This is a genomic window from Candidatus Cloacimonadota bacterium (assembly GCA_034722995.1).
Taxonomy (GTDB): domain Bacteria; phylum Cloacimonadota; class Cloacimonadia; order JGIOTU-2; family JGIOTU-2; genus JAGMCF01.
In genome coordinates this window covers 37321-62804 of record JAYEOL010000015.1, presented here as the reverse complement: position 1 = coordinate 62804, position 25484 = coordinate 37321, and the positions used below count along the sequence as shown (strand labels likewise).

Genomic DNA, 25484 nt, shown 5'->3' with positions numbered 1-25484 from the left:
AATAAGGAAGGAGTGTAAAAATGTCAGGTATCAAATCAATTATAATACTTACAGTTATTTTATGTTTTGCAACTGTGAGTTTATTCGCAGAAAATTTATCACCAATCGGTTACTGGAAAACTATTGATGATGAAACAGGTGAAGTAAAATCCATTGTAAAAATATGGATGGAAAATGACAAACTATACGGAAAAGTGGTTAAATTATTCCGCAAGCCAGATGAGGAACAAAATCCAACTTGTGCGAAAGGTTCTGGCGAGTTAGAAGGCAAGCCAATTCTTGGAGCAAGAATTATGTGGGGTTTAAAAGACAAAGGGAAATGGTGGACTGGTGGACATATCCTTGATCCTAAAAAAGGAAAAACCTATAAATGCAAAATCAGAGTTATTGAAAATGGTGAGAAACTACTTGTCCGTGGATTTATTGGATTTTCATTTATAGGACGCACTCAAACTTGGTTGAGGGCAGAAAATCCAATTGAGCCAAAAAAGATAGAGAAAACAGAAGAATCAATAAATGATTAGCTGCAGCATTTTCAAATAAAATCCTAAAAAACCCCAGAATTTAAATTCTGGGGTTTTACACTAAACTAAATTTTTTCTATTTTCCAGGACATTGTTTAATTACTTTCTGATTTATACTCTTATTTCCGTATGCTTTATCAAAATGAGCAGAAAATTCAGCGGCTAATTTTTTTGCTCGTTCATTATATGCATCTTTATCAGACCAGGTACTTTTTGGATTTAATATTTCTGGGGGGACTCCAGAACACGATTTAGGAACGAGCAAGTGGAATACCTTATCTTCCCCATATTCAACATTTTTCAATAAACCTGTTAAAGCTGCATTAACCAAACTTCTTGTAAGATTAATATCCATCCTTGAACCCTCTCCATACGGTCCACCGCTCCAGCCTGTATTTACCAAATATACCTGTGTTCTGTATTTCTTCATTTTATCACCTAACATAGATGCATACACATCAGGATTTCTTGGCATAAATGGTTCACCAAAAAATCTGGAAAAGGTTGTCACTGGTTCTACAATCCCTGTTTCAGTTCCAGCGAGTTTACTTGTATATCCCATTAAGAACCAGAGCATTGCCTGTTCTGGATTTAATTTTGAAACAGGGGGCAAAACTCCATTTGCATCAGCAGTTAGAAAAAGTATTGTTTTGGGATGTCCAGATTTAGATAATTGTTTTATATTACTTAGAAAAGTTAATGGATAAGAACCGCGTGAATTTGGAGTTAACCGTTCATCATCAACATCAAAAGTTCCATCAGGATACATCATACAATTCTCAATAATTGCTCCATGCTCAAGATAGACAGCATCGTGAAATACTGCATTAAAAATTTCAGTTTCTTTTTTTGGATTAAGGTTTATCAATTTTGCATAGCAGCCATTTTCAAAATTCGCAATTCCGTTATCGCTCCATCCATGTTCATCATCTCCCAGAAGAGCTCTTCTCGGGTCAGCAGATAGAGATGTCTTGCCAGTTCCAGAAAGTCCTAAAAGAAGAGCAGAATCACCACTTTTACCTTCATTAGCGGAACAGTGCAATGGTAAAATGCCTTCTCCAGGCAAATAATAATTCATTACTGTAAACATAAGTTTTTTCACACTGCCACCATAAGCCGAGCCAAAAATTATACCTATTCTTCTGTCATAATCCATAGCAATAATCATATTAGATGTGCTGCCATCTGGCAAAACTCTTAATCTGCCTTTATACTTTTTAGAATTCAGTTTGTCATACGGGAAAACAATTAAAGTAAATTCTCTTTTTGCAAATACACTTTCTCGTATATCTGCTGGAACGGGTCTGAACATATTTTCTGTAAACAGAGCAGTAAGCGCTTTATCTGTAATAGTTTTGGTAGGCAACGCATAAGAGACATCCGCTCCCAGAACGCGGTCAGTTATATATATATGCTTTTTTTGTTTTATAGTATTCAATGCATCTTCTATAACCATATCAAAAGTTTCTGGCTCAAGTGGAATATTATTCGGAGAATCCCAATCAATATTGGCTTCACTTTCAGTTCTTTTCACAATGAGGGTATCTTTGGGACTTCTGCCAGTAGATTCTGGAGGAGTCCAGGTTGCGAGTGCACCATTCGCTGAAACAATCGCTTCTTTATTTTCAACTGATTGTCTGATTAGGTTTTTTCTCGGCAGATTATTCAATACACCTGGATGATTTTGTAATAATTTATTCAATTCTATTCTAAACTGCATTTCATCTCCTAAAATGTTTTTATGGAGTAGGTGAGCCTATCAGCATTACTTTGACAGAGTCAAGGACTCCAAGTTTAATTTTTATGAAACATAAAAGAACTATCTTTTTCTTGTCAAATTTAATTCAAAAACTTTTTTTTGATTTGTGAAATCAAAACTAAAAAGTCTTATAAATTGCCATTTTCAACTATATCCCAAAATGCAAATTGAGGATTTATACAAACTTATTTACCAATCTGTTATGGGACCTGGACATCTTCTGGAAGATGAGGCAGTTGCATTTCGATCTTTGAAAAATGAGATGGAGAAAAGTTCTGGAAAAGCGAAAAATCTTTTTATTGATATTGGATTGGATAATGATTTAGTGCGGGTGAATCTGAATGCCTTCCAAGAAAAAATAGGTGATGCCCAGAAACTTTTTTCTGCAATAAAGGAAACTGCAAAGATAATAAAGCCTGATAAATCAAAATTGCGAAAAGTTTGGGTTCAGGTGGGACAAATCTTTTCTGGTGGTGAACCCCATTTCTTAAGTTATTCCACCTGGAAAGAATTTACAGAATTTCTACAAAAAAATAGTTTTCCCCATATCCCTCACTCTGAAATTTATAGAAAAGCCTACCTTCCATCGTATAGGATTGTTTTGAGAAAGTTTTTGATAAATATGAGTATAGAAGTTTAATTCATAATTAATTGAGATATAAGAAAAAAACATAAAAATAATTATTGTGCAGAACTACCTCATAAAAATCATCTTCCTTGTCACAGAGTTATTTCCATAAATAAGTTTGTAGAAATATACTCCGCTCGGGACTTTATGCCCATCCTCACCAGTACCATCCCAGACTATATCTGTCTTTACCCAGAAATTGTGTTTTTCCCCATTATATGTTCTTACAAGTTGTCCTTTTGCATTGTAAATGGATAATTTGTAATCTTTCAATCTTTCATAATTTGCTGAAATAAATGTTATTGTTGTAGATGAACTGAATGGATTAGGTTTATTCTGGAAAAGATATAATTTGTTGATAAATGAAGTATCTGGTTGTTCTATTCCCTGTCCTTGCCATTCATAAGCTCCTATATCTATTCTGCCGTTGTATATTCTTGGATTGCCAGCTAAATCTGTTTCTGGTAAGTTTAGACCAGTTGTATCTGGAGTGCCAGCGTCTATGCAAGGAGAACCTTGCAAAAGTTGATAGTTATTATTGAGAGTATCTACAAACATCGGGTCTGCATCTATATTGCCTTCCAGCCAGTTGATTGTGCCATTGTTATTGGTATTTATTGCACCGATTCCACCATCAATGTTGGTGTAGGATATGGTAACTGTGTCTGGTCCACCCTGAGCATTGAAATAAATTTCATCTTGTGCATAATTCCTTAAAATACAATTTATAAGTGTAAGATTTGTATTAAATAACTGCCTTATTGTCCCATCATCGCAATGTAGGTTATTACATATTGTACAATTTATTAAAATAGGTCCTTCATCTTCTGAGCCATTATAAACTGTTATTCCACTAGCACCAAGACCTTTATTGTTGATAATCTTTGTATTAATCAATATTGGATTGGAGTTTCCATTACAGTAGATAGCTCCTGTTCCGCCATTCACATTGTAATTATCTTCTATGATGGAATTTATAAAAGCAGGATTACAGTTTAAATATAAAGAAATTGCCACATCTTCAACTGGAATGGGAGAGCTTTTAATCTTTACATTTTCAAATATAGGATTACAATTATTTCTACAATAAATAGCGCCACCTGTATTATTCTTAAGTGTAACATTTTTTATAGTAGGATTTGAATCTGTATAAAAATATATCCCTCCTCCAAGATAAATATTTCCATTTTGAATAGTTAAATTCTCAATAAAAAAATTATTATCATTACATACATAAAAGACATTACTTAAATTTTCAGCATCCAATATTGTATTTTCTTCATCTTCTCCAATAATTGAAATATAACTTCGACAATTGAAAGAAAACTTTTCATCTGTCAAACTAGAAGAATAGATACCATTAGATAGAAAGATAGTATTGGGATATGTGCTATCAGAAGCAATTTCCATTAGAGCAAATGATATATTTTTTAATGGCTCATTTTCACTTAACCCACTGTTTGTATTATCTCCATCTGGACTAACATATAAATCATGATTTACTGGCTCAATTTTAGCATTAAGTATATCATAAGTGAAAAAATATTGTGGATACACTAAAATAAAATCAGACGTTGGCTCTATAACTGTGAATGTATCAACTATTAAGTGAATTTCAGGAGAATCAAAACAAAATATTTCACTACCATCACCAGCATAATTTTCGTACATATTACAGCGGTTAATACTGCTTAAATTTAAAGTGGAATTATCTCTAAGATGAATTCCTCCACCGGCTGAAAAGGCATGGTTTCTACAAATTGTTACAATTTTTAGAGTAATATCTCCATTAACACAGAATAAACCTGCTCCCCAGTCAGCTTTATTATGTGTAACGATACAATTTTGAATTGTCGGATTAGAATTCATAATATATATTCCCCCGCCAGCAATGTAGGTATTATAATATAAAGAACCGCTCCCATTCTGAATAGTAAAACCGCATAAAATTGCAGTGCTATCCTCACCACCGTTAAAAGTTACAACGCTTCCATTCTGATTACCGTCAATTATTGTCGAATCAATATAAGAGTCATTTTGTGTGGTTAAGTAAAGACTGGCAACAGTGATATTTTTACCATTATAGTTAATATTTTCAATATAGATTCCGGTATATACTAATACGGTATCACCATCTGTTGCTTCATTTATTCCTTCCTGAATAGTTGTATAATCTCCACCACCATTTATATCTACAATGATTGTATTTGAAAAAAGAAAAGAAAATGAAAAAAATGATATAATAAAGATGACTGTTAAAAATGTATTTTTTTGCATAATTTATTTCCTGTTAGTAACCCTTACGAAGGTTTTAAAACCTTCGCAAGGGTATTGATTTTTACCGTATCAACATTTATTCTACGAAGCTTTAGCGTAGTAGAACCATTTTCTTCACTGCAGATTTATCACCAGAAGTCAATTTATAGAAATATATTCCACTTGCCAGGAATTTTCCATTTTGGTCTTTACCATTCCATACTACTTTAGTCATTGGACATTTGTCATTGGTCACTGGAACGATAGTTTTTACCAATTGACCTTTTACATTATAGATTTCTATCTCTGCGTTCTCTGCGCCCTCTGCAGTTGAAAAAGAAATTATTGTAGAACTTTTCACAGGATTTGGATAGTTCTGAGAAAGCGTAAATTCTCTGGGAATTTCTGGTGCTTCTTCTGTATTCAATCTTACTATTACAAAATCATCTTTATTAAGATAAACTGGCTTATCTACATAAGCAAAGGTTACAGGGTCATAAACTGCAACGTCATTAACTTGAGTTGCTACATTTTTAGTTCCATTATATAATTGAAATGAAAGTTCACTTCCATCTCTGAGATTATCATCTTCTACATAGGCAAGGATTAGAACAGGATATTCTTCTACTTTACTGGCTCCTATACATTCATCATCTATAAATACGCCAACCTCGTTTACATCCTCAGTAACCTCTGAACTATCTACAAATATCGGCATATAATCTGCTGCTTTTTCAAAAGTGAAATAGTCAGATTCTGCTTTTCCATAAGGTTCTTTGGTATTTCCTGAATTCCTCCATGTAAAATCAAGAATATCTTCATCAACTTTTACAATGTAGCCTTCGCCACATTCAAGGGGTCTAGGCGGGCCTGGGCGAGGGCATACTTCTCCTGGAACATATTTTGTTGGATTCTGGTAAGGGATATGATAGTACCAATCTTCTGCTTTTATAGAGATTACTTTGTCCCAGTCATCGCCAAAAGCATCCTCACAATCCTGTGTTTCAGGAAGAAAATAGCCAATCCAATTCTCTTCTCCTTCATAGAGTGGTATTACAATATCTGGGTTATCTGGATGACCTGCCCAGTAGCCAGCAACTGTCAAATCTGCATCATTATTCATTTTTATCTTGTAGCCATCTATACTGCGGAAATCTCCTAAATCATTATGCCAGCCATATAGATCATGATAAACAACCTTATCATCTTTATATCTTACTTCTACTAAATCGTCCAGGATTGGTTCAAGAACATGAAGCACAGGATCGGCATAGTTTGTATCCATCACAGGGAAGGAAACCCAGTTCCAACCGGGAGCTGATAGGGTGGTAGTTCTGAACTCATAAACAGGGCCAGAACCAGTTAATTCTAATGTTACAAACCATTCCTCGGTCTCTGGATTCCATTGAGTACAATCATAAGCGCTAACATAGAATTCCTGTCCCGGATAAAATCCGTTTCTATTTCCATAAGCCCATACACAAACAGGGGGATTTTCTACGGGAAAATAGTAAGGAGTAATTCCACTCTCCCACACTGCACCTTCTAATACCATAGTTGTCTCTATCCATATACAGCCGTCATGAACTTCACCACCAGGATTCCATATCTCCACTAAAATTTCTTCACCTAACAGATTACTGCAAATAAGCAATAATATGAATGCTGTTAGTAATAATATTTTCTTAGCCATTTTAATCCTCCAAAATATTTTATTCACCCTTTTCCACTTTTTCCTCCCAAAGGATTTTGTGAGAGGTATTCCCCTCATTCTCCGCAGTAAAACCAACTAGAAATGCCCCTCTACACGAGGAAGAACCAAAAGAGAGAGGCAAATCTCCGAATGAATTTATTCTTTCCAATAACAAAAATATATTTGCTATTGGAAAGGAATATATTAAATTTATATTTGTGTAACTTGCTTACTTGTCGTAAGTTGTGGGGGGGGTAAAACCAAAAATGTAAAATGAAAAGTTAGGCATAAGGGTGGTGTATTGGGATATTAAAATACTGTTACACAATCTGAATCTACCCTTTTTCATTATCATTGTTTCCTTATAGTTAAAAAAACGATTTAATAAAATTAAAAATTATTTTGTCAAGTAAAACAAATGAGTAATTTTTTAAATTATAAGATCTCCAAACTCTTCAGATGAATCTTCTTATGAAGATTATAACTGAGATAGGTCTTAAAAATAGTATTGATCTCTTTTACCACAAATTGTGACATCTTAATATCATTAATTTTATCAGAAATGTTTCTTAACGAAAGTAAGATTTTTATTGTCTCTCTGCTGCATTTAAAACTTTCGGTTATTTTCTTCTTTCTAACACAATCAATACAAATCAGGCCGTTTTGTTTAAACAAAATACCATAAATTTTTTCTGGGGCTGTAGTCTGGCAAAAAACACATTTATCAAATTTTAAAGAAAAGCCTAACAGAGTTGTAACTCTGAGTAAAAATCTCCAGAAAATAATGATGAAATTTTTATCTGTTTTCTGTAAATAAGAGAGGTATTGGTCTAACAGCTTATAAAATTTAGCATAATCATTTTCTTCAAATATTAATTGGAGATATAGTTCAGCTGCTCCTTGAGCAACAGCAGCTTTCTCAAGATTATTAAATAAATCCATATTGTCTTGAATTATACTTATTTCTTTTAATATAGAGAGAGTAGATTCCTTTTTATAAATAACGATTTCATAATTATTCAAAGGTTGCAACAATCCTTGATATTTACTTTTCGGACTTCTACTTCCTTTGGCAATAACATTGATATGTCCAAATTTATCAGAAAAGAAATGTATTATCTGGCTTGTATTACTATAACTTGTTATTCGTAATGCAAAAGCATTGCATTTTTCAATTGTATGAGACATTTTATTGATTTAATTTAGCCACGAAATCACCCCAGTTAAATATAAAATGGTTAAACGGGGCAGGCACGAAAAAGCACAAAAACTATAATAAATTTCTAAAAAAACAAGAATTAGATAAAAATGTAGTTATAAAAAAGAGCAATAAATTATTTGATAGCAGAATCATTTTAATTTATTATTTGTTCACCCCGTTAGATATTTATCATGTTAGATTTTTACTATCTCACCCGGTAAAATTATCTAACGGGGTAAATTTGATATTTGAAATTTATAACTATTCAACAGTAACACTTTTAGCCAGATTTCTTGGTTGATCTACATTACAACCACGCAAAACTGCAATATGATACGCTAAAAGTTGTAAAGGAATTACAGTTAATAAAGGTGTCAAAGCAGGTAATGTTCTGGGAATATATATAATATGATCAGCTAATCTTTCTATACTATTTGAATTTTTATTAGCAATTGCAATAATTTTTCCTTTTCGTGCTTTAACCTCTTCAATATTACTTAAAATCTTATCATATACAAAATCTTCAGGAGCAATAAATAGGACAGGCATATTTTCATCAATCAAGGCAATTGGTCCGTGTTTCATCTCTGCTGCAGGATAACCTTCAGCATGAATGTATGAAATCTCTTTAAGCTTTAATGCTCCTTCTAATGCAACAGGAAAGTTATAACCCCTACCTAAATAAAGAGCATTGCCTACATCTTTATATTGTTTAGCAATTTTTTTTATTTTATCATCATTCTCTAATATTTGTTTGACCTTTTCAGGAATTGTTTCTAATTCTTGAATGTATTTTGCACCGTTAGATGGTGAAAGATGACGCCTCCTCCCTAACAATAATGAAAGTAAAAACAAAACTGTTATCTGAGAAGTAAATGCTTTAGTAGATGCCACTCCGATTTCAGCTCCTGCATGAATATATGAACCAAAATCTGTTTCTCGGGCGATAGTACTGCCTATCACATTTGTAATGCCCATAACCATTGTGCCTCTTGCTTTTGCTTCCCTGAGTGCAGCGAGTGTATCAGCAGTTTCCCCTGATTGGCTGATTACAATTACTAAAGTATCTGGATTTATAATTGGATTACGATAACGGAATTCAGATGCATACTCTACCTCAACAGGGATTTTAGCAATATCTTCCAGAAGATATTCACCAACAAGAGCTGCATGCCAGGATGTTCCACAAGCTATAATATAAATCTGTTTTATATCATTCAGTTTATCAATGTATGGATTAATTCCACCCAATCTTGAGGTATTGAATCTTTCCATTATTCTTCCGCGAAATGCATTTGCAATTGATGTGGGTTGTTCAAAAATCTCCTTTAACATAAAATAATCAAATTCTCCTTTATCAACCATTGAAATATCCCAATCAATCTCGCTTATTTCTCTCTCTACCTCATTATCTGCTAAAGTCTTTATAGTAAAGTCATCCGGGGTAAGTTCTACAGTTTCATCGTCTTTTAGATATATAACATTTTTGGTATGCACAACTAAAGCGGTTGCATCTGAGGCAACAAAATTCTCTTCTTCTCCAATTCCAACAATAAGTGGACTTCCTCTTCTTGCTGCAATAAGTTTATCTGGTTCGTCTTTGCTTATTACTGCGATTCCGAATGTGCCCTTAACCATTCGGAGTGAATATCTTACTGAGGTATGGAGATTTTTAGTCTTTTGATAAAAATGTTCAATGAGATGAGCCAGAACCTCTGTATCAGTATCACTTTTAAAACTATGATTTCTTTTTTCTAAACTTTTTCGTAAAAGTTGATAATTTTCAATAATACCATTATGAACCACTGCGATTTTGCCGTAGCAATCAGAATGTGGGTGCGCATTTGTTGTTGTAGGTAGCCCATGAGTTGCCCACCGAGTGTGAGCAATTCCGAGATGCGAAACAAAGTTTTTATCATTTGGAATTGACCGTTCAAGGTCAATTATTTTCCCTTCTTTCTTATGTATTATCAATTCAGTGTCGTTATTTATGACTGCAATTCCTGATGAATCATATCCACGATATTCTAATCTTTTAATACCTTCAATTATAATTGGCAATGCTTGCTTTTTGCCAATATATCCAACAATTCCACACATATTTATTCCTTTCTATAGATTGAATTGGCTGCTTTCATTCCTGATAGCTCATCTACATTTTGTAATATTATTAGACCTATAACAAAGAAGAAAGCTATACTAAGAATTGCATATCTCTGACTTTTGAAAAGAAGTACAAGAAAGCCATAAATTAAAGGTCCCAGAATTGCAGCAGCCTTTCCGCTCACAGCATAAAAACCGAAAAACTCAGCATGTTTATCTTCTGGCGTAAATAATGATAACATACTTCTGCTTGCAGACTGGCTGGACCCAATGGCCAAACCAGCTAAGATGCCAACCCCATAAAATTGCATAATATCAGGACAAAAGAAAGCCCATATTACAACACCAAGCCAAATTATCAAAGATATTGATATTGTCTTCTTTGCTCCAATTTTATCCACAATAAAACCAAAAATAATGCTTCCAATAAAAGATGCAATATTAGCGAAAACAAAATAAGTTATGAGTTGCCCCTCATTCATACCAAATCTATAAGCACCATAAATTGCAGCAAATACTATTACTGTCTTGATTCCATCATTATACAGAAAAAAGGACAAAAGAAATTTGGTTAATTCTTTAAATTTTTTGATATTTTTAAAAGTTTGTGTCAACCTTTTATATCCAATTTTAATATAACTATGATTTCTCTCTTTTTGTAAACTCGCTTTTTCTGGAACAAACAAGAATATTGGAATAGCAAAACAACCAAAAAATAAAGCTGTAACAGGGAAAATCAGAGTTACGCTTTTATGAACAAGTAGATATGCAAGCCCTAATGCTGCAAGCCCACCCAAATAACCAATACCCCAGCCTAAACCGGAAACCTTTCCAATATTTTTTTTCTCTGTTATTTCTGGTAAAAAGGCATTATAAAATACAAGACTTCCCTCAAACCCAATATTTGCAATAATGAAAAGTAGCACCCCCAAAAAGATTGTACCTTGTCTCACAAAAAAAAGTAAAGCAGTAAATACAACAGAAGTATAACAGAACACAAACAGAAACTTTTTTTTTGACCTTGTGAAATCAGAAATAGCACCAAGTATCGGAGAAGATAATGCAACCAAAAGCATAGAAATGCTAACAGCTAATCCCCATAAGGAACTGCCTAAACCCTCTTTCCCTACAACAACATTCTTAAAATACACGCTATAAATAACAGTAACGATTACGGTAGTGAATGATGAATTCGCAAAATCATAACTAACCCATCCTATGATCTTCTTATTTAGAGGTGTAATAGAATGCTGACACATCGGTATGTTCTTGTTAATTTTGAAGTTTCGCACCTTGCAAATTTATTCTGCATAGATTTATATTATTCCACTTTAGTATCTTATCAATAATATTCGTGTAATTTTTGGCAAGAAATTTTTATTATGTCTGGAAACCCTTTTATAAATGATATTTAAATGACTAATTACAAATTTCTAATTTCAAATAAAATTCTAAATATCAAATAACAAATATAAAAAGAATGATTGATGAAGAATCTGCCCACGCGGACGAGGGGATGATATGATTGGACATTTGGGCTTTGAAATTTTATTTGACATTAGAAATTAGGATTTATAGATTCTAAAGTTTATCACAAATTAATATTTTACTTTTTGGTTCTGGTTCATCCTTCGTAGTACTACGGATAACGGGCTTGTCCAGGTTAGGGAATAGAGTAGAATTATGATACACTGAGAAAAGTGAAAACATAATTAATTGTTATTAAACAAAATTAGAGCTGTCATTGTACATTTTATATTATTCCACCCCCTAAATCTCATCTAATCGTCTTTTTGCCTTATTAAAAACAGAAGAAGTCTCATACTTTTCAACTATCTGATTATAAAAGCCTTTGGCACTTTCCATATTATTTTTTTCAAAATAATATTCAGCTATTTCAAAAAGAAGTTGTGGTGTCTGGAAGGAATGTGGAAACTCTTTTGCTGCCTTTTCTAAATATGAACAATATTTTTCTTCATTATTTTGTCCAAGATAACATTTCGCAATACCTATCATTGCAGCTTGTCTTAAAATGTCATTCTTAATTTTATAGGCTGCTTTCTCAAAATATTTTTTAGCTTGCGTATAATTAACCGAATCTTTTTCTAAACATATCTTTGCTAAATACAAATATGCTAATTTGTGCTCTTTTATTGATGAATAATTTTCTATCAAAGTATTGAATTCTTTCTCTGCCTGTTCAAAATCATTATTTGAATAATATGACATAGCAACATCAAACTGGCGCAATACCTGTTTTTTTACACTTTTCTGATGAGTACTTATTGATAAAACAATTATTATAACTACTAATATTCCAGCTAGTACAGCAAGCAATTTTTTCCAATGGTTTTTAAAAAATTCTGAAATAACGAATGCGGCAGTAATAAATTTGTCTTCTTTAATCTCATGTTTACGTTTAGGTGCTTTGAATCTCATATCTTAAATCCTCACTATTCTATTTAATACTTTAGAGTGTATTTATTTCTCACATTAATTTTCTTTGTCAACCCTGTTAGATATTTACTCAGTTAAATAAATGAAATATATCTAATAAAGTTGGCACTTTTAATATAATACTTTATCTAAAGTGGATTATATCATTAGACAGCGAATATTTCATTAAGTTCATTATCTAACAGAGTAAAAGGTTATGTTTAATTTTCCTAAAATAAAATATTATGAAATTAAAATTGGTTTTTACTAATTATCTGGCTTAATTAAAAAATAATTTTTTTCTTGACAGCATATTTTAATTGATACTTAATTTAGTAAAATAATAAACAAATTCTTATTAGAAAGTAACAAAATGATAGCTGAGAGCGATAAATTGATTATATTCAATTTTATAATTGTACGAAATGGATTCATATAAAGTGTTAATTTATAAAATAGGAGAGTATTCTGACCCTTTTAATAGAGATACTCATAGTCAGCTTCTTATCATCGGTGCTGACGATATTATATTGATGTCATTTAATAGGTAAATGTGATTAAGTAAAATCACATAGTAAAATTATTATGCAAACCGTTTAAAAATTTAAAAAACAAGATAATCAAAGGAGTAAAAAATGAAAAAATTAAAAGTAATTGTGTGCATTTCCTTAATTAGTATCTTTATGGTTGGAGTATGTCTCTTACATGCAGATTGGGAATATGTAGCTGGTGGATACATATCAAATGTTCAGTTTATTGGAAATGATGGATGGGCTTCATTAAGTGAAGGTCGTGTATTGCATACATCTGATGGTGGAGTAACATGGGAATACCAGGAAACCGGAACAACAGAAAGAATTTATGGAGTTAGCTTTGTTGATAATCTAACAGGTTGGGTAGCTGGAAATGGGGGTCTAATATTCCATACCACAGATGGTGGAGCAACCTGGACAGCACAAACCAGTACTATTACATCAGGTCTTCAATCAATTTACTTTGTTGATGCTCTTAATGGATGGGCAGCCGGAAGTTCCGGGAAAATTATTCATACTACCGATGGTGGTGCAACATGGAATCTACAGACAACAGGATTCACAAGCAAAATCTACTCCATCTACTTTGTGGATTTGCTCAACGGCTGGGCAGTTGCTTCTAGTGATAGGATTATTCACACGACTGATGGAGGGGCAACCTGGGTTGCCCAGACTAATCCTACTACAAAATCAATGAAAGAAGTTATTTTCTCTGATGTTAATGAAGGCTGGGCTACGGGATCCAAGAAAATAATTCATACTGTTAATGGTGGTGCAACATGGGTTGAACAAGCAAATCCTGCTGATGAAAATCTCTATGGAATTGGAATGGGGGATAACAATCACCTCTGTGTAGTAGGTATAGATGGTGAAATATTAACTACAACCGATGGTGGTACAACATGGACTGAACAGAGTTTCTCTCTTGATTGGTTCTGGGATGCATACTTCACTGATAGCTCTACTGGCTGGATTGTAGGTTCTGGTGGCGCAGTCTACAAAACAACGGATGGAGGTTCGAGCTGGATTACTCAACAAACAGGAACATCTTCCGGATTAAGACGAACTGTGTGTCTTGATGATCAGAATTTCTGGGGTTGTGGATATAAGGGATTTATAATACATTCTGGTGATGCAGGACTAACTTGGGAAAGCAAAGACTCTGGCTTTGATGACTGGATCTGGGATATTACTTTCGCTTCAGATAACCTTCATGGCTGGGCAGCTGGTGATGACGGACCTATTCTTGCTACTGTAGATGGTGGAGAAACATGGATACAACAGACTACAGGTATCACTGTTGATGTAGTAGGAATTTCAGCAGTTAGTACTACAGAAGTTTTTGCTGCTGCTAAAGATGGAATTATTCTTCATACAATAGATGGGGGAACTACATGGAATCCACAAACCAGTGGTGTTACTGCAGATTTCAAAAGTATTGAATTTCAATCTGAAGATATTGGGTGGGCTGTTGGTAAAGATGGAATTATTATCTATACAAATGATGGTGGAACAACATGGACACAACAGACTTCTAATACTACTGAAAATATTTATGATGTTTCCTTTGTTGATACACTCTGTGGCTGGGCAGCCGGGTATAATGGTATTATTTTATACACAACAAATGCCGGAGCCAATTGGACATTAACAAACACAGGCACCACTACCGATGACTTTACCAGAATATCAGCTATTGATCAGAATGAAGCATGGGCTGTAGGCGATGGAGCATATCATACAACTGATGGTGGTACTAGTTGGACAGAAGTTACAATTCCTTGTCACATTGCTTTATGGGGAGTTGATTTTGCTAATAGCGATCTTGGTGTTGCTATGGGAAATGGTGGAATCGTTGCAAGATATACCTCAGGAGTGAGTGTTGATGATATTAATGAATCAATTACAGTGTTATCACTTTCACAAAATTATCCGAACCCAATGCGAAGTTCAACTATAATCTCTTTCTCAATCTCTAAGAATACACGAGATGCTACAATCAAAGTTTACAATCTTAAAGGACAACTCGTTAAAACTCTTTCTCTCATTAAGGATAAATCTTCAATAATCTGGGATGGAACTGATTATGATAATCAAAAGGTTTCTAATGGAATCTACTTTTACAAATTAGAAGCCGAAAATAAAGTTATTACAAAGAAATTGTTATTGTTAAGATAAAATCTGGTATTAACTTCATCCAAAGCCTCATTCCTTTAAGTGAATGGGGCTTTATTTTTTCCATCTAAACAAACCCAATCTGCTCCCAATACCAGCAACTACAATGTAAAAAGGTTGAATTAAAGCCCAGAAGGGAAAAAATTTAGAAATCCTTTTATCTAATTTGAACCTATTTATACCTTTATTAGTGACAATAAAATCAACAAGACTTTTAATGATTAACATAATAATAAAAATCAAAGGAGAAAAAAATATTGTAATAATAATAATCAAATTCAGCAAAAAGACATCAACAAGAAAGAGGAAGAATTCTTGATTCATCGCGGTTTGTGCCTTTTCATTTGAAGCCCAACGAATTCTTTGATTTAAGAACCCCCCAAGACTTTTCTCCGATTTAGTTAGAGTGTAAGTTTCTTCCCCAAATGCAAATCTGATTTTGTATCCAGCTTTTCTTATGAGTTGCATAAGTAATATATCATCACCGGATATATGTTTCTTTATCTTTTCAAATCCACCTACAGAGGAATACGCCTCTCGTGTATAAGCCAGATTTTGCCCACTGCAAGAAAAAGGCTTGTCTTTTCCAATACAACCTGCACCCGCAGAAAAAAGCGCAATAGTATCTAAATATTCATATTTTTCTACAAAATTTGCCAGTCTCCAATTCAATATATTTGGTGTGGAAAGACCAGCAACCATACCAATATTTTTATCAAAGTAACGAACCATGCCAGAAATCCATGTTGTCTTTACAATGCAATCCGCATCTGTAGTAAGAATAATCTCTCCCTTACTTTTTGCAATCCCCTGTGATAATGCATTTTTTTTGCGAGAAATTACCTTATCTGAAATTTTCACATCAATTAGTTTTAGATTCTCAAATTTTTTCTGGAAATCCTTAACTATTTCAGCGGTTCTGTCAATTGATTGATCGTTTGCAATGATTATTTCATACGATTCTTGTGGATAATCTTGATTTAATAAAGTTGTTAAAAGGTTTGGGATATTTCGCTCTTCGTTGCGAGCTGCAACTATTACAGACACAAATGGTTGCTCATTAACAGCCTTAAGGTATTTTCGTTCTAGCCCTTTGAAAAATATTCTTAAATAATAACAATAATAAATAAAAACTAAGACAAAAAGAATATTTATAATTTTCATAATAATATAAAAGCACGAAGCTCTGCTTCGTAATAACAATTTTCCGAACCTGAGGTTCGGGCTACTTTTTATTTTTTTTATAATTATCCAGATTAATAAAAAGAGTATCCAAAGTTAAATCTTGATATCCTATTGGTTCAAAGTTATATCCTAAGCTATCAGAAATAATCGTTGGTTCTGTTCCTGAAATAAAAACCTCCTTATAGACATTTTGGCAGAACGGTTGAGCAAGCAAACCTGTTGTATCACAAATAGGTACAGCTGTAATACCATCAGGTTTTGAAAATTGATATAACTCTTCATTAATAATCGCTTTTCCAGTTGAGTCTTTTGGAGAATTATTATAGACAGCTTTATTCATAATATAGGGCCAGGGAGGAACAGCAACATAAGCACCAGCCTGTCCTTTCCCAAGAGTAATATTATCATCAAAACCTACCCATATACCCAGAACCAACCTTGTTGTATATGCAATACACCATGCATCCTGAAAATTATCAGTTGTTCCTGTTTTACCAGCCGCAGGAAGATAAAAGCCTCGCCAACGAATTCCTGCAGCGGTTCCACCATCCACAACAGATTGCATAATACTTGTCATAATATAGGCTAACTGTTTGCTTATAACTTTTGATGAATGTGGAGTATGCTCTTCAAGTATCTTTCCAGATTCATCTTCAATTCTCTTAATATAAATTGGTGTAATACGCTTACCACCATTTGCAAATACACAATACACTGAAATTAGTTCTGCTGGATAGATCTCTGCAGAACCAAGTGCTAAAGAGAAATAAGGATATGCTGGACTTTCAATTCCTAACCTTTTTGCATATTTAACAACTTCTTGAGGAGTAATATCACAAATAATCCTTACTGCAGGGATATTCCGTGAATACTTTAAGGCGGTTCGCAGACGGGTTAAGCCATAGAATTTCTCTGAATAATTAGTTGGTTTCCAAAAAACTGTATCATTTTGCATAAATACAAGAGGCAGGTCATTTATCATTGTGGCAGCAGAGTATCCATTGGCTAAAGCAGCTGTATATAAAATTGGCTTAAATGCGGAACCGGGCTGGCGTTTAGCTTGCAGCATTCTATTGAATTTGCTATGGTTAAAATTTCTCCCTCCTATCATAATATTCACATATCCTGTATTTTGCTCAATTGCGTAAACCCCACCCTGGATATATTTCGTGTCAAAATCTGTAGTGTCAGGAGAAAAATCATCATATTTAATGTCATAATCTTGTTTCTCCTCAAACTTACGAAGATGTCTATTTAGTATAGAGTCAGCATAATTTGTCAGGTCCCAATCCATTGTTGTATACACACTTAATCCACCATTATATAAGCAAGATGAACCATATTTATTTTCAACATACTTGCGAACATATTCAAGAAAATAATCTGTAGGCTCTTTCTGCTTTTTTCTTTTCTGAATTATTATTGTATCATTATATGCTAATTTATACTGTTTATGAGTAATCTTATTTAATTCATACATTCTATCAAGAACCCGCTTACTTCTTAATACAGCAATGTCATAGTTTTTAAGAGGATTAAGATAGCTTGGTGCTTGTGGTAAACGAGCAATAAGAGCAGATTCTGCAAGATTCAAATCTATAGCTGATTTCCCTAAAAAATTCTGAGCAGCAGACTCAATGCCATAATTTCCTGCACCAAAATATGTCTTGTTTAGATACATCTCCAAAATTTGATCTTTTGAAAATGTTCTTTCTATCTTAAATGCAAGCATCATTTCTTTTAATTTTCTTATCAGGGTCCGTTCTCTGGTTAGGAACATATCCCGCGCTAATTGCTGAGTGATTGTGCTTGCTCCCTGGCGAATTGAGCCGGTGGTGAGATTTGTCCAAAAAGCACGAAGTATTGCAATTATATCTATCCCATTATGCTTATAAAAACTATTATCCTCAATGGCTAAAATTGTATTTATCAAAGTATCAGAAACATCCGAAAGTCTGATACTTCTACGATTCTCACTTGCGAATATTTTTACTAATCTTCCAGTTTTATCGTAAACCTTGGTCCCGCTCATCAGCTCATATTCTTCAAGCTTTGAAATCGGTGGAAGCTCCTTGCTATAATAATACAATATAGCTGAACCTATACCCAGGGAAAACACAATAACGCAACAGATTACAAAAAATACCCTTGAAAATTTTACTTTTTTCATTTAACTCTATTTATGTGTGATTAGTTTGTAAAATTGAGTCAAACTGTAATTTATTGTTTAGTAAAATTGCAATAAAACCGGTTATAATTCCTGTAATCAAACTAAGCATAACCATTATAGGAAAAAGTGTGAATATTCTTGTGTTTCTAATTAACAAACCATAAGCAACCCCGAGTTGAGTCAAGTTATGAAATAATGCACCGATAATACTGATTCCTATAAGACTAAAACCGATCCTGCTTTTTATTGATAAATACATTACTATAAGTGCAAATAAACTACTTGATAATGAAAATAATATTACTGGAGTAAAAATTAAACCTGAAAAAAGATTGCCAATAATTACTTTTGATAATGATACAATCAAAGCTGAAAAAAAATCCATTTTAATCAAAATAAGTAATACAAACACATTTGCTAAACCAATTCTAAGAAATGGAACAGGTTTCGGCAGAAAATTCTCTAAAACAAAAAATAGGACTGCCATTATTGAGAATGCAGACAAGATTAATGGTTTATTATGTTTCATAATTAATAAATTAAATTTTGGGTAGCAGGAGGCAGCGGCAGAAGCAGGAGCAGCGGCAGGAGCAGGGGCAGTTTATGGACATTATTCTTTAGGTATGAAGCGTTCTGGATGGTTTGCCATACTACCTAACATTTTTCCGATTTCTTTATATTTTTTAATTAGATTGTTATAAATATTTTTATTTATATAATTACAGTCTTTTGCGAAATTTACCCAGACCATTGTCTCACTGGCTTCACCATCTGCATCGGAAACTTTAGAAGTAAAATGTTTCGGATATCTTCGCTTTCGATATGCTTCAGCAATATTTGAACATACTGAGCGAGAAGATCGTCGAATTTGGTCGGTTAAAGCATAAATTTCTTCTTTTGGAAATGATTTTGTAATATTAAAGATTTCCATTGCCATATCATAAGACATTTTATAAACTTTTAAATTGCTAAAACCTTCTGACATTTTCTCCTCCAATTATTTCTCGGTCAATGCTCCTGCTACTGCACCTAATACTGCCCCTGCTACTGCCACTGCCACTGCTTCTTTATTGAGAAATATAATCAAACTCCTCCTTGTTCTCAGTATAAATTATGCATCTATTTGGCACACACACAATAATATCACTGCTATATTTTAGCCAACCGTGTTTAACACAGATTTGCTGGGGACAATCCGATTTAGATACCCGTATTCTTCCGTTTTTAATTTCCAATTCCATTCCATTTTTTAAATCTACTCTCTGGCTTTTACTTAATAATATCCTTTTTACTACTTTTCCATCAATTTCACAAAGTGCATAAGATGTTTGTTGATTTTTTTTCGTAATAGCAAAAAAAGATAAACATATCAAAACAATAAGAATAACTATTAATATAATATCAGCTTTATTAAACGATTTAATTAGAGATTGATTAATCAAAAAGATGGACTCCTTTTATTAAATAATTGCAATTTTTACAACGATTTTCATCATTCACATTTACAGTCTCAGAATAAAAACCACCTCTTTTAATCAAAAGTTCTCCGCAATTTGGACAAAATGTATCGCTGGTATTTGTTAGATTGATGTTTCCCACATATACATATTTCAACTTCTTTTTTGCAATCTCATAAGCAGATTGCAGAGTGCTTGCAGGAGTCAGAGGTTTATTTAACTTATATGCAGGAAAATATCTGGAAAAATGTAAAGGAATTTCATTATCAATATCAGCAATGAAATCAACTAAATTTTGAATCTCTTCTTTGCTATCATTCAAATCAGGAATTATAAGGTCAGTAATTTCAATATGAGTCCCGATACATTGAGATGAAATTCTAATTGTATTCTTAACCGTTTCAAGAAATCCTGAACAATATTTTTTGTAGAACTCATCAGTAAAGGCTTTCAGGTCAATGTTCATCGCATCAATAAGTGGAAGTATTTCTTTCAAAGGCTTTTCATTTATTGTGCCATTTGTTACTAAAACAGCTACTTTCCCATTTTCGTGTAATAATTTTGCAGAATCATAAATAAATTCATACCAGATAATCGGTTCAGTGTATGTGTATGCAACTCCTATTGAATTTGTTTGTTTACAATATTTTAGAAGCTCCTTTGGTGTGATTTTTTTTGTTGGACTAATCTGCTGTGATATATGATAATTTTGGCAGAATATACAACGAAGATTGCATCCATTTGGTCCGATTGACAAAATGTCTCTTCCAGGATAAAAATGATATAATGGCTTTTTCTCAATAGGGTCCATAGAAATTGAAATAGTTTGTCCATAGTTTTCTGCAAATAATTCACCACCAATATTTCTTCTTCCAAAGCAAATACCTGTTTTTCCTTCGGGAATTACACACATTTGTGGACATAACTCACATTGGACTTTGTTATCATCTAACTTTTTGTAATATAATGCTTTTTTCATCTATACCTTCTTTATTTATAAATATCTTTCAATTGCTTTTAATGTTTTTTCTAATGAATCTTTGTTTCTTTCCATTACCATTTTAGCAGCGTTTCCCATTTTCTTTCTTATTTCAGGATGTTTACATAAATACATAATTTTTTGATTTAAATCATCTTTATCAACAATCTCAATAGCGTTATATCTCAATAATATTTCAACTGTTTTTCTACAACTCTGATGAAATTTTCCCATCAAAATCGGCTTGCTGAAATAAGCTGCTTCAAGTGGATTATGACCACCAAAATCATAAAAACTTCCACCAATTACTGCCAAATTTGAAATTGAATATGCTTTTGTCAACTCCCCCATTCTGTCAATCAAAAGAATATCATATCTACTTTTAATCTCAGACAATTTTTCATAGTTTAAATCATTGGCTTTTAATAGTTTTTCAACCTCAGGTAATCTGTTCAAATGACGCGGAGCAAGAATAATTTGATGTTTGACTTCCTGTGCGATTAGAAATTTATGCAAATCCACAACTAATTCCTCTTCTTTTGGTCGGCTGCTTCCGAAAGTAATTACAAAATTAGATTTTATTTTCCAGTTGTCTTTAATTTTATCAAAGTCAAATTCAGGTAAAGAAAGTGCAAATTTCAAATTGCCATTTATTTTAACATTCCTATTTCCAAACTTCCTAAATCTATCTTTATCCGTTTTTGATTGAGCAGAGATAAGGTCTATTTTACTGATTACCTCATCAAAAAGCACCTGGAATTTTTTGTAGTTTTTCACAGACCTCTCAGACAAACGAGCATTTATCAACAAGACTTTACATCCCATCTTTTTAGCATAACAAATAAGAACAGGCCAAATTTCTGTTTCTGTTAGAATAAGTAACTTTGGTTTTATTTTAGTCAAAATTATTATCATAATCCAGGGAATATCCAGTGGAAAAAGAAATGGAAATATATTTTGATGATGTTTCAAAGCTATCTTTTTTGCTCGTTCCTGGCCTGTTAATGTCATTGTAGATAGATAAACAAAACAGTCCTTTTGTTCGGTGGAAATTTTATTTATCAAAGAAGTTAAACCGTTTATCTCTCCAACAGATGAAGCATGAATCCAGATTTTTTTCTTATTAGTTTGTGGATATTTTCCAAAACCAAGTCGCCATTTCCAATCTTTGTTTTTTGTAATTAATCGGATGAGAAAATATGGTCCCAAAAGTATAAATAATAGTGTGATAATAAAATTGTAGAAAAGCATAATTAGTGGCCAATCCACTGACGGATGAGCATTACTTTGTATTCAAACCTTTAAACTTTAAAACCTTTTAGCCTATTAATGCTTTCATTTCTCTAATAGCTTGACCGAGTCCAACAAAAACTGCTCTTGAAATAATTGTATGTCCAATATTATACTCTTCAATTTCAGTGATACCTTTCAAATGATGAATATTAAAATAAGTTATTCCGTGACCAGCAGCAACATATAAATCTAATTTTTTAGCAGTATGTGCTGCATCCTTAATTCTTTCAACTTCATTTTTTATATCTTTCTTCGTTTTAGAATTAGCAAAATATCCTGTATGAAGTTCAACAGTATCTGCACCTAATTTTTTTGATTTTTTAATTAGTTCAACATCCGGGTCAATAAACAGGTTTACTTTTATTTTAGCAGATTTAAGTTCAACTATTTTTTTCTCAAGTCCTTTAATATCAACATTAAGACCACCTTCAGTTGTTACTTCTTCTCTTTTTTCAGGAACTAATGTAACGGAATCAGGATGAATAGCTTTAGCGATACTAACCATTTCATCTGTCGGTGCCATTTCCAAATTTAATCGCGTTTGAATTGTTTCTCTCAATATTCGTAAGTCTCTATCCTGAATGTGCCGTCTGTCTTCACGCAAATGTATTGTTATCTGGTCGGCACCATTCTTTTCTGCAATAAACGCTGCTTCCACAGGGTCAGGCTCGGTAGTCTTTCTTGCCTGACGAATCGTTGCGATGTGGTCAATATTTACGCCTAATTTTATCATTTTTGCTCCTATATTTTTAACTACAAAGAACTATAAACACGGAAAAATCCTGCTTTGTGGGCCCCAATAAATCAGGATAATGCCCGAATTATTTCTTTGGTTTATGTATGGTTGTAAATGTAGATATTATCATTAATAATATATATTAGCTCACTGTTCAATAGCCAATACCAAAGCTAATGCATTAGTAATTTTCTTCATTATATCAGCAGATAAAGCTCCAATTTTTTTCACAAATCTTTCCTTTGATACTGACCGCACTTGAAAACAATCCGCAGATGAAATTTTCTCAAGATTATTTTTAGAATCTGGAGTAAGTTTAACCATCCAAGGAGCAATTGAATACCGCTCTTTCCATTCAGTAATAGGAACAATTACTCTTAAAGGAAGAATCCCGATAGCGTCATCATTTACAATCACCGTAGGTCTTGTTTTTTTAATTTCTTTTCCCAGTGTTGGTTCTAAGTTAATTAGCCAAATTTCTCCTCTATTCATGAAAATCCTCACTATCAATATCTGTGAATATTGTAAGTTCATCATCAGCGGTATAATCTTTATACAAAGCTTTAGCTGCTATTGTTAGATGTTGTTTATTAATTTTAAATCTTTTCTTTTCTGTCTGTCTATATTCTTCTCTTATGAAATGCAAGGTCTTTTCAAGAATCATTAATATCTCAGATTCAGGTAATTTTTTTAATTCATCTATTATTTTAGATCGTTGCATAAATCCTCCATTTTTAAACAAAATTTTTTAATTACATTCTTAATTCATCATTCAATGTTCAACCTTTCTATCTTAATATCCTTGCGCTAATAATCAAACTATATTTTCTCTTGGTTTAAATCCTCTTCCCAACACTTGATGGACATTTTGAATTATCACAAAAGCATCGGGATCAGTTATTTTTACTATATTTCTTAATTTCGCAACCTCTCTTCTTGTAACAATGCAAAAGATAATATTCCTATCCTCTTGTAGATATGCACCTTTGCCTTTAAAAAAAGTTACTCCGCGATTCATTTTATCAAAAATTTCATCTTTAATTACCTCAGACTTCTTTGAAATTATATAACAGGCTTTAGCATAACCTAAACCAGAAATAATCACATCAATAACTCTGCTTGAAACATAGAGTCCAATAAAACCCCAGAGAGCATATTCAATTCCCTGAAATGATATACCTGCAAAACTGATAACAATAAAATCAATTAAAAGGAAAGTATTACCTGCGCTCATTATCCCTTTATGGCTGAATATCTGTGCCACAATATCTGAACCACCTGTTGAACCTCGCACTTTAAAGATAATCCCCAATCCAACACCTATTAGAAGCCCTCCATAAAGTGAAGCAAGTAATGGTTCATCAGTAATAGCCTGAAAGTGTAATATCTTATCAAAAAAATCTGTAAATAATGAAAAAATTATCATCCCAAATAATGTACGAATTCCAAATCGTTTTCCTAAATACTTAATACCAATTAGAAAAAGAGGTATATTAAAAATTAACATCGTAATTCCAATAGGTATTTTAAAAATATGATGAAATACAATTGCCAAACCACTTACTCCACCAGCCGCTATCTTGTTTGGTGAAAGAAATGATACTAATGACAAGCTCATTATCATTGCTCCAGCAGTGATAAAAAGGTAATCAATTATTGTCTTAATCTTTGTTTTCATATTATAAATATCTATTTGTGAAAAAAAACTTTATCATTAAGCGTTTCTTTTCTTTAAATGTTTTCTTCGTCTTTTTGCCCAATATTTTGGAAATATCCTTAACTTCCAAACAATAAAGATTGCTTCTTTTACAATCTTTTTTGACATTTTAGATTTTCCGCTTTGCCGTTCAACAAATATAATTGGGACTTCTTTAATACGAAAGCCCTTCTTCCAGACTTTGTAATTTACTTCTATCTGAAATGAATAGCCATCAGAAAGAACATTATCCAGATCTATTGCTTCTAAAACTTCTCTGCGAAAGCATTTGAATCCTGCAGTGGGGTCTTTTATTGGCATTCTGGTTATTATCCGTACATATTTTGATGCCATAAGACTTAATACTAAACGACGTGGAGACCAATTTATTACATTTACTCCAGTTATATATCTTGAGCCGATTACCAAGTCATTGGTCTTTATAGCATTAAGAAGTTCGGGTAATTTGTCAGGATTATGTGAAAAGTCTGCATCCATTTCAAAAATATAATCATATTTATTCTGTATGGCATACTTGAATCCAGCAATATATGCACTGCCTAAGCCCATCTTCTTTTCTCTCTCTAAAAGGTGGACTTTAGAATTTGTTTTCATAATATCTTTTACAATTCCTGCTGTTCCATCAGGAGAGTTATCATC

General features: G+C 32.8%; 23 protein-coding genes. 4 read left to right on the top strand and 19 right to left on the bottom strand.

Annotated elements, in window-relative coordinates; genetic code table 11:
* Positions 1–20: 20 nt before the first annotated feature.
* A complete protein-coding gene (locus tag U9R23_02010; GenBank protein MEA3475211.1) occupies positions 21–524 on the top strand; it encodes a DUF2147 domain-containing protein in 504 nt (167 codons plus the stop codon).
* A 76-nt stretch (positions 525–600) separates the two neighbouring features.
* Here U9R23_02010 and U9R23_02005 read toward each other — a convergent pair whose 3' ends face one another.
* Positions 601–2244, bottom strand: a complete 1644-nt coding sequence (locus U9R23_02005; protein ID MEA3475210.1) for a phosphoenolpyruvate carboxykinase (ATP) — start codon at positions 2242–2244, stop codon at positions 601–603.
* 145 nt (positions 2245–2389) lie between these two features.
* Here U9R23_02005 and U9R23_02000 point away from each other — a divergent pair, with 145 nt between their 5' ends.
* The gene (locus U9R23_02000) at positions 2390–2923 is read left to right on the top strand and encodes a hypothetical protein (protein ID MEA3475209.1); all 534 of its coding nucleotides are present in this window, start codon (positions 2390–2392) and stop codon (positions 2921–2923) included.
* A 54-nt stretch (positions 2924–2977) separates the two neighbouring features.
* Here U9R23_02000 and U9R23_01995 read toward each other — a convergent pair whose 3' ends face one another.
* From U9R23_01995 to U9R23_01970, 6 genes are all read right to left on the bottom strand, one after another.
* On the bottom strand, positions 2978–5188 hold the full coding sequence (locus U9R23_01995) for a choice-of-anchor Q domain-containing protein (GenBank protein MEA3475208.1): 2211 nt from the start codon (positions 5186–5188) through the stop codon (positions 2978–2980).
* A gap of 91 nt (positions 5189–5279) precedes the next feature.
* Entirely contained in the window at positions 5280–6860 is a 1581-nt protein-coding gene (locus tag U9R23_01990; GenBank protein ID MEA3475207.1) for a T9SS type A sorting domain-containing protein, read from the bottom strand.
* 435 nt (positions 6861–7295) lie between these two features.
* Positions 7296–8048 (bottom strand): DNA repair protein RecO, encoded by a 753-nt coding sequence (gene recO, locus U9R23_01985; protein MEA3475206.1) that lies wholly within the window; start codon positions 8046–8048, stop codon positions 7296–7298.
* 274 nt (positions 8049–8322) lie between these two features.
* Positions 8323–10161, bottom strand: a complete 1839-nt coding sequence (glmS, locus tag U9R23_01980; GenBank protein MEA3475205.1) for a glutamine--fructose-6-phosphate transaminase (isomerizing) — start codon at positions 10159–10161, stop codon at positions 8323–8325.
* 2 nt (positions 10162–10163) lie between these two features.
* Entirely contained in the window at positions 10164–11456 is a 1293-nt protein-coding gene (locus U9R23_01975; GenBank protein ID MEA3475204.1) for an MFS transporter, read from the bottom strand.
* Between the two features lie 478 nt (positions 11457–11934).
* On the bottom strand, positions 11935–12603 hold the full coding sequence (locus U9R23_01970) for a tetratricopeptide repeat protein (protein MEA3475203.1): 669 nt from the start codon (positions 12601–12603) through the stop codon (positions 11935–11937).
* A gap of 422 nt (positions 12604–13025) precedes the next feature.
* On the opposite strand from U9R23_01970, the gene U9R23_01965 reads away from it, so the two are divergent.
* Together U9R23_01965 and U9R23_01960 are read left to right on the top strand one after the other, a co-directional pair.
* Positions 13026–13151 (top strand): hypothetical protein, encoded by a 126-nt coding sequence (locus U9R23_01965; GenBank protein MEA3475202.1) that lies wholly within the window; start codon positions 13026–13028, stop codon positions 13149–13151.
* Between the two features lie 84 nt (positions 13152–13235).
* Positions 13236–15311, top strand: coding sequence for a YCF48-related protein (locus U9R23_01960; protein MEA3475201.1), 2076 nt, complete (start codon positions 13236–13238; stop codon positions 15309–15311).
* 51 nt (positions 15312–15362) lie between these two features.
* Here U9R23_01960 and U9R23_01955 read toward each other — a convergent pair whose 3' ends face one another.
* The 12 genes from U9R23_01955 to U9R23_01900 form a co-directional block, all read right to left on the bottom strand.
* Entirely contained in the window at positions 15363–16472 is a 1110-nt protein-coding gene (locus tag U9R23_01955) for a glycosyltransferase (protein ID MEA3475200.1), read from the bottom strand.
* A 61-nt stretch (positions 16473–16533) separates the two neighbouring features.
* A complete protein-coding gene (locus tag U9R23_01950; protein ID MEA3475199.1) occupies positions 16534–18663 on the bottom strand; it encodes a PBP1A family penicillin-binding protein in 2130 nt (709 codons plus the stop codon).
* Positions 18664–18673: 10 nt separating this feature from the next.
* Positions 18674–19192, bottom strand: a complete 519-nt coding sequence (locus U9R23_01945) for a Gx transporter family protein (protein ID MEA3475198.1) — start codon at positions 19190–19192, stop codon at positions 18674–18676.
* Between the two features lie 81 nt (positions 19193–19273).
* Entirely contained in the window at positions 19274–19648 is a 375-nt protein-coding gene (locus tag U9R23_01940; protein MEA3475197.1) for a four helix bundle protein, read from the bottom strand.
* 82 nt (positions 19649–19730) lie between these two features.
* Positions 19731–20105, bottom strand: coding sequence for a NusG domain II-containing protein (locus tag U9R23_01935; GenBank protein ID MEA3475196.1), 375 nt, complete (start codon positions 20103–20105; stop codon positions 19731–19733).
* Positions 20098–21099, bottom strand: coding sequence for an AmmeMemoRadiSam system radical SAM enzyme (gene amrS, locus U9R23_01930; protein ID MEA3475195.1), 1002 nt, complete (start codon positions 21097–21099; stop codon positions 20098–20100). The genes U9R23_01935 and amrS overlap by 8 nt, the downstream gene beginning before the upstream one ends.
* A gap of 15 nt (positions 21100–21114) precedes the next feature.
* Positions 21115–22368: a 3-deoxy-D-manno-octulosonic acid transferase gene (locus U9R23_01925; GenBank protein MEA3475194.1), complete on the bottom strand. Its 1254-nt coding sequence runs from the start codon at positions 22366–22368 to the stop codon at positions 21115–21117.
* A gap of 49 nt (positions 22369–22417) precedes the next feature.
* Positions 22418–23125, bottom strand: coding sequence for a pyridoxine 5'-phosphate synthase (locus U9R23_01920; protein ID MEA3475193.1), 708 nt, complete (start codon positions 23123–23125; stop codon positions 22418–22420).
* A 150-nt stretch (positions 23126–23275) separates the two neighbouring features.
* Positions 23276–23620 (bottom strand): type II toxin-antitoxin system PemK/MazF family toxin, encoded by a 345-nt coding sequence (locus U9R23_01915; protein ID MEA3475192.1) that lies wholly within the window; start codon positions 23618–23620, stop codon positions 23276–23278.
* The gene (locus tag U9R23_01910) at positions 23613–23849 is read right to left on the bottom strand and encodes a hypothetical protein (protein ID MEA3475191.1); all 237 of its coding nucleotides are present in this window, start codon (positions 23847–23849) and stop codon (positions 23613–23615) included. Before U9R23_01910 ends, U9R23_01915 begins: the two co-directional genes overlap by 8 nt.
* A gap of 93 nt (positions 23850–23942) precedes the next feature.
* Entirely contained in the window at positions 23943–24806 is an 864-nt protein-coding gene (locus U9R23_01905) for a YitT family protein (protein MEA3475190.1), read from the bottom strand.
* A 36-nt stretch (positions 24807–24842) separates the two neighbouring features.
* The coding region (locus U9R23_01900; protein ID MEA3475189.1) for a polyprenol monophosphomannose synthase at positions 24843–25484 on the bottom strand (642 nt) is incomplete at its 5' end.

Bases quoted from the DNA above. Each gene is read 5' to 3' on its own strand.
- U9R23_01910 (MEA3475191.1), bottom strand. From the start codon at position 23,849: ATGCAACGATCTAAAATAATAGATGAATTAAAAAAATTACCTGAATCT.
- U9R23_02010 (MEA3475211.1), top strand. From the start codon at position 21: ATGTCAGGTATCAAATCAATTATAATACTTACAGTTATTTTATGTTTT.
- U9R23_01965 (MEA3475202.1), top strand. From the start codon at position 13,026: ATGGATTCATATAAAGTGTTAATTTATAAAATAGGAGAGTATTCTGAC.
- U9R23_01960 (MEA3475201.1), top strand. From the start codon at position 13,236: ATGAAAAAATTAAAAGTAATTGTGTGCATTTCCTTAATTAGTATCTTT.
- amrS (MEA3475195.1), bottom strand. From the start codon at position 21,099: ATGAAAAAAGCATTATATTACAAAAAGTTAGATGATAACAAAGTCCAA.
- recO (MEA3475206.1), bottom strand. From the start codon at position 8,048: ATGTCTCATACAATTGAAAAATGCAATGCTTTTGCATTACGAATAACA.
- U9R23_01940 (MEA3475197.1), bottom strand. From the start codon at position 19,648: ATGTCAGAAGGTTTTAGCAATTTAAAAGTTTATAAAATGTCTTATGAT.
- U9R23_02005 (MEA3475210.1), bottom strand. From the start codon at position 2,244: ATGCAGTTTAGAATAGAATTGAATAAATTATTACAAAATCATCCAGGT.
- U9R23_01905 (MEA3475190.1), bottom strand. From the start codon at position 24,806: ATGAAAACAAAGATTAAGACAATAATTGATTACCTTTTTATCACTGCT.
- glmS (MEA3475205.1), bottom strand. From the start codon at position 10,161: ATGTGTGGAATTGTTGGATATATTGGCAAAAAGCAAGCATTGCCAATT.
- U9R23_01920 (MEA3475193.1), bottom strand. From the start codon at position 23,125: ATGATAAAATTAGGCGTAAATATTGACCACATCGCAACGATTCGTCAG.
- U9R23_01990 (MEA3475207.1), bottom strand. From the start codon at position 6,860: ATGGCTAAGAAAATATTATTACTAACAGCATTCATATTATTGCTTATT.
- U9R23_01945 (MEA3475198.1), bottom strand. From the start codon at position 19,192: ATGAAACATAATAAACCATTAATCTTGTCTGCATTCTCAATAATGGCA.
- U9R23_01955 (MEA3475200.1), bottom strand. From the start codon at position 16,472: ATGAAAATTATAAATATTCTTTTTGTCTTAGTTTTTATTTATTATTGT.
- U9R23_01915 (MEA3475192.1), bottom strand. From the start codon at position 23,620: ATGAATAGAGGAGAAATTTGGCTAATTAACTTAGAACCAACACTGGGA.
- U9R23_01970 (MEA3475203.1), bottom strand. From the start codon at position 12,603: ATGAGATTCAAAGCACCTAAACGTAAACATGAGATTAAAGAAGACAAA.
- U9R23_01950 (MEA3475199.1), bottom strand. From the start codon at position 18,663: ATGAAAAAAGTAAAATTTTCAAGGGTATTTTTTGTAATCTGTTGCGTT.
- U9R23_01995 (MEA3475208.1), bottom strand. From the start codon at position 5,188: ATGCAAAAAAATACATTTTTAACAGTCATCTTTATTATATCATTTTTT.